Raw genomic sequence first — 5,385 nt, forward strand, 5'->3', positions numbered from 1 at the left:
TGATGTAAAAACATTCCGCTTCGTTGCCGAACCACCAATACTGTTCAGCTACAAGCCAGGTCAGTTTGTCACTCTCGATTTGGAGATTGATGGCAAACCAGTGAAGCGTTCCTACTCCATCTCTTCGTCTCCCTCACGTCCTCATACCTTAGAAATTACTGTCAAGAGAGTTCCAGGACCACCAGACGCTCCTGATCTGCCAGCGGGTTTGGTGTCTAACTGGTTGCACGACAACATCAACGTCGGATCCGAGGTGAGATTAAATGGTCCAATGGGGAAATTTACCTGTGCTGACCATAGGGCTGATAAACTGCTGTTGATCTCAGCAGGTAGTGGGATTACCCCGATGATGTCCATGTCGAAATGGCTTTGTGATACCGGTGCTGATGTGGATGTTGTGTTTGTCCACAGTGCTCGTAGCTCACAAGATATCATCTTCCATCAGAAATTACAGTTGATGGCCGCTTTGCACCCTAATTTTAAGCTGGCGATTACCACGACTCGCCCAGAACTCGATCAAGCTTGGTCGGGGTATACCGGAAGACTCAATCAAGCCATGCTGGAACAGATGGCTCCGGATTTTCGCGATCGCATTGTTTATGTCTGTGGTCCGAATCCCTTTATGGCAGGGGTGAAAGGGATGCTAGCCGGTCTAGACTTTCCGATGGAAAACTACAATGAAGAGAGCTTTGGCGGCAAAAAGCCCTCAAAAAAGAAAGCAACAGCAGCAACTCCTGAACCAGTCAAAGGGGAAGATCGTCCTAGACTACACCTAGTAGAATCACCATCAACCTCTAATGAACCCACTGTGGTCTTTGCTGAGTCTGCAAAAGAGGTAAGCTGTGATGCTGAGGATGTGATCCTAGATGTGGCGGAACAAGAAGGGGTGCCATTACCGAGCGGTTGCCGCATGGGAGCCTGTGGTGCTTGTAAGCGAAAGCTTTTAGAAGGGAAGGTAGAGTATGATGAGGAGCCTGACGCTCTGGAAGACGAGGAACGGCAGCAAGGGATGATTTTGACTTGTGTGGCTCGTCCTGTAGGACGAGTAGTGGTGAGCGCCTAAACATGTCTTGTCAAGGGTTCAATAATGATGAATGGAAAGCATTCAGGTGTAGGGGTTGACAAAGCCATCCCAATTACTCAAAGCCAGGAATCAGAGACAATTCGTGAGAACGCTCCCGCACTGCCAAGGAAAGAGATTGGCCTATGGCCACGCGGGGCGCGTTCGTCCCAAAAACTCAACAGCTGAACGACCCTGAGCCCGACAAGACAGCAATCCCACTCAGCAATTTCGCCCAAGAAGCATAAGCGGATGCCTCACTTTCGCCAGCATTCGGAGCAAGGAACGCGCTTCTTGTCTTGTCCGGGGATGACAAAATCCTGTAACTCCCCCCCAACCAGAGTTCCACAGTGGTGACACACCCTTGCTTTAAGCTGGTACTCTACAATTTCGATGGGACGCTCTACCAGTTGAGCCACGACATAGCTTCGGGTTGACTCACACTTACTTTCCCAGTGGTTTCCCTGACATACCGGACAGCTTTGAGGTTCGACTACCATCGAGGGGTCTACTCGCGCCATACCTTTTCAGGTTTTCCTCCGGGTTTGCGTTCACAGGAGTCCGATTCCTTCTTGGTTGGTTTCTCTGACCTTTTAATCAGGTCACTTGATGGGGGCTTTGATGAGGTTTTGCTGTCTTTCGACCGCAGACTTTTGAGGCGTTCCACCTCAACGATCAGTTGTTCAAGCACCTAGTTGCTTGTTGCAGCACCAGCTCCACCAGAACCGATTGGGGCAGGAGTTCGAGACCTTCAAAGCTGTTGGGGATGGCTGGTGGTTTAATTTCCATGGTTCTAAAATACTACTCATCTTTCCCCTTTTGTTAACACCACCACCTGAATGCTTGAGGGTAAACGCATCTTATTTTGAAACCCCTACTGGATATGAGATTCATACGATAAGTATTAATGCTTATCAATTTTCCAATTTTTTCTGAGTAAGGCTTATAGAATTTTGAAGCGTTTGCCCTGCTGAATGCTTACGTTTATCCATTCATCTGATAAACTATCTGTGAAGCTAAACAAAGCTAAAAATCCTTTATTCAGATAACTAGAAGGGTGCATATGATGATTATCCGTCAAGATTCGGTTAGTTTGTGGATTAACTCCTGGGAGCTGTTGAGATCCATCTATAAACCTCGATTAAGGAGTTGCCCAAGCTACCCTAACTACCCAAGGGCCTAAGTGGTGATTGATGCCTAGTTTAGTGAGGCCTATTGGTTAAACCTAGTTAAACCGATGTTGATGAGAGGGTGAGCGAGGAAATTTCCCCAATACCGCTGTCCAATGGGAGCAGTTTGTGCTGATTTGAGACAAGAGAGAGAGCACCTAGAGCTTTTAAAAAAGCTCTCCATAACCGATCAGCCTATTCAGAATTGGTAAAAAGCTAACTGACCCAACCACATCGGGTAGAGCTAAGAGCACTTTCGAACAATTTCAAACAATTCTCTTTCTGACAACAGGTAGAGCTATGTCTAACCTACTGTCAGATTAGAGTCCTGTGCGTTTTTTTTTCGTAAAGTGCGGCATAAAAAATGTGGACTCAAGCAGATAAGTAACTGGTGATTCAGAAAGCTTAGGTTCTAGTTAGGTTACCAACCAACCCAAGCTCAAGAGGGTTTACCTAACTCTTGCTGGTGTTATAGAGTAGATTATGCCCAAAGACGGGTAATGCTCATCCTCAGCATTGGTTTCGGTGCTAGCTGTTAAGAAGTATCCAAACAGGTACTGCCAATGCCTGAACTTGTTTCCCACAATGGAGCAAAAGGGGGTTAAAGTTATGCTGTCAAAGGTACCAGAACAAAGTTGGCACCGAGTCCGTTGGCTGCTAGTGATTAGTTGGCTAATATTAATTTTATCGTTGTTTTATGACCCGATCTCACACAATTTAACTGATCCTGATCATCTATTCAGCCTATTTCGGGATCCCATGCTCACCCGAGACCCATGTGTTCAAGTCCAGGGAGTATGCCTAGATGAAAAACCCTATGCCCTGGGAGCGCGATTGTTTTGGGGCATAATCGTGCCTAGCGCCATCATGATTGTCTTGGTGTTCGGTCATGAGACTTGGCGACGCATTTGCCCACTTTACTTTCTCTCCCAAATTCCCAGAGCCTTGGGATTACAGCCAAAGCGGGATATCAGCAAAAATTCTTGGCTGGTTCGTAACCATTTATATGTCCAGTTTGCCATTTTATTTATCGGGTTGAACTGCCGGATTCTATTTTGTAACTCTGAGCGCTTGGTTCTGGGTTTGTTTCTGAGCTTGACTATCGTATCCGCCATGATGATGGTATTGCTTTATGGTGGCAGAAGTTGGTGTCATTATGTCTGTCCATTTGGCATAGTTCAGATGGTATTTATTGGACCACGGGGATTGTTTGGCACTGAAGCTCACAACGCACCGCCAAAAACTATTACCCAGTCCATGTGCCGCACGGTAGACCAAACCACAGGTATTGAAAAAAGTGCTTGTATCAGTTGTAAGTCCCCTTGTATGGATATCGATTCCGAAAAAGCCTACTGGCAACAACTGACTAAGCCTGGTCGGAAATTAGTCCAATACGGTTATTTAGGCCTGGTGATTGGCTATTTCGTCTACTCCTGGTTGTATGCAGGAAACTTCGATTATTACATGTCTGGGGCTTGGGCCTATCAAGAAAATCAGTTAGGTTCCCTTTTCAAGCCAGGGTTTTACATCATGAATCACCCGATTGGGATTCCTAAACTGGTGGCAACTCCTCTTACCTTCGTTGTCTTCGTTGCCCTCAGTTGTGTAATTTGTACCAAGCTAGAGAAGCGATACAAAGCTGCTCTGTGGCGAAAAAACAAATCTATCACTCACGAGCAGGTATTGCACCGAGTCTTTTCCATTTGTACCTTTATTGCCTTTAACTTCTTCTTCATCTATGGGGGTCGTCCCGAAATTAATCGCTTCCCTGTCCTAGTGCAATTCCTGTTTCAGAGTGTAGTGATTCTGGTGAGCAGTTTATGGCTTTATCGAACTTGGGGTCGTAGTTCCCACCAATATACCCAGGAGAGTTTGGCCGACAAGTTGCGCCGTCAACTGAAGAAGCTACCCCTGGACTTCTCGGAATTTCTGGAAGGTCGTTGTGTAGATGATCTCAAACCTGAGGAATTACACATCCTGGCTAAAACCCTACCTGGTGCTAACCAACAATACCACTTGGGGGTATACAAAGGGGTGTTAAGAGAAGCGATCCAAGCTGGACATGTCAATTCCGCTAGTAGTCTCGAGGTTCTCCAGCAGATCCGGGATGAACTGGGTATCAACGATCAGCAACATTATCAGGTTTTAGAAGAACTTGGTAAGGAGCAAGAAAACTTACCGATCTTGTATCCCCACTATCGACGGGACCCCTATCAGGTACTGAGCACTATCAAAGAGCACCAGAAGACTAGTACTTCTAACCAACGCACTATCCTCAGGGAATCCCGCCAGCAGAATCGTTCTGATCAGCGCACCAAGCTGCTAAAAGACCGCAAAGATTAGAACAATCAATCAGGTGATCAAGATTAGGCTGTGCTTCTCGGAGATATTACATTCAACAGGGTGAGACGAGGAGGATATACCCGAAAAAAAAGAGAATTTTTCATAAAAATAAAAAACAGATTGATAAATATATAGCCACTGGTAAAACACTTATAAAACACTTACTTACTAGTGGCTCAGGCCGAGGGTACTACCGATCAAGACAAGTTGAGATGAATTGTGAACTCACAATGGACAATCCCTTTATAAATTTCAGCAATTGACGCAATTGACCCAATATTTCGGTAATTTGGAGTGAGAGAAAACATGCTGACGACTACAATCATCAACTACCAAACTAACGAGTTACAGGAAAAAACCCTGAAACCGGCAACTGGAATTCAAGGTGAGTATCTGATTGGCCGCCACCCGAGTTGTGACCTAGTCTTGGATAGTCCTGTAGTTAGTCGTGTACACGGTAGAATCATATGCCAAGAGGGAAAGTGTTTCTTTACTGACCTCGGTAGCACCGATGGCTCTCGGATCAATAATGAGGAGGTAGATGTTAACCAAAACTGGCTCCTGAAGGAAGATGACATCATCCGCATCGGTGAATTTGTGTTGTTGGTCAAAGACCTAGAGCTCTATGGTTCTAGCCAGGAAGCCAACCTGGTAGATGGTAATAGCCCTGGGATAAAGCAGTGGAGTAAGGGTGAGATTACTGTCCGCTGTGTACAGGTCATTGATGAGACCGATGATGTAAAAACATTCCGCTTCGTTGCCGAACCACCAATACTGTTCAGCTACAAGCCAGGTCAGTTTGTCACTCTCGAT

5 protein-coding genes are annotated in these 5,385 nt (G+C 45.9%); 4 read left to right on the plus strand and 1 reads right to left on the minus strand.

The features are described 5' to 3' along the window. Both F6J99_RS41590 and F6J99_RS41595 read left to right on the plus strand, forming a co-directional pair. A partial coding sequence (locus F6J99_RS41590) for a hybrid-cluster NAD(P)-dependent oxidoreductase (protein ID WP_293122415.1) occupies positions 1-1,063 on the plus strand: 1,063 nt, incomplete at its 5' end. Between the two features lie 27 nt (positions 1,064-1,090). Then, positions 1,091-1,249, plus strand: a complete 159-nt coding sequence (locus F6J99_RS41595; RefSeq protein WP_293122418.1) for a hypothetical protein — start codon at positions 1,091-1,093, stop codon at positions 1,247-1,249. A gap of 68 nt (positions 1,250-1,317) precedes the next feature. On the opposite strand, the gene F6J99_RS41600 is transcribed toward F6J99_RS41595, so the two are convergent. After that, positions 1,318-1,581, minus strand: a complete 264-nt coding sequence (locus F6J99_RS41600; protein WP_293095006.1) for a hypothetical protein — start codon at positions 1,579-1,581, stop codon at positions 1,318-1,320. A 1,257-nt stretch (positions 1,582-2,838) separates the two neighbouring features. Between F6J99_RS41600 and F6J99_RS41605 the strand changes: the two genes are divergently transcribed. Then, on the plus strand, positions 2,839-4,572 hold the full coding sequence (locus F6J99_RS41605; RefSeq protein WP_293122421.1) for a 4Fe-4S binding protein: 1,734 nt from the start codon (positions 2,839-2,841) through the stop codon (positions 4,570-4,572). Positions 4,573-4,878: 306 nt separating this feature from the next. Then, positions 4,879-5,385: FHA domain-containing protein (locus tag F6J99_RS41610; protein ID WP_293122425.1), on the plus strand; the 507-nt coding region annotated here is incomplete at its 3' end.

The sequence above is a fragment of the Moorena sp. SIO4G3 genome, assembly GCF_010692305.1.
Taxonomy (GTDB): Bacteria; Cyanobacteriota; Cyanobacteriia; order Cyanobacteriales; family Coleofasciculaceae; genus Moorena; species Moorena producens_A.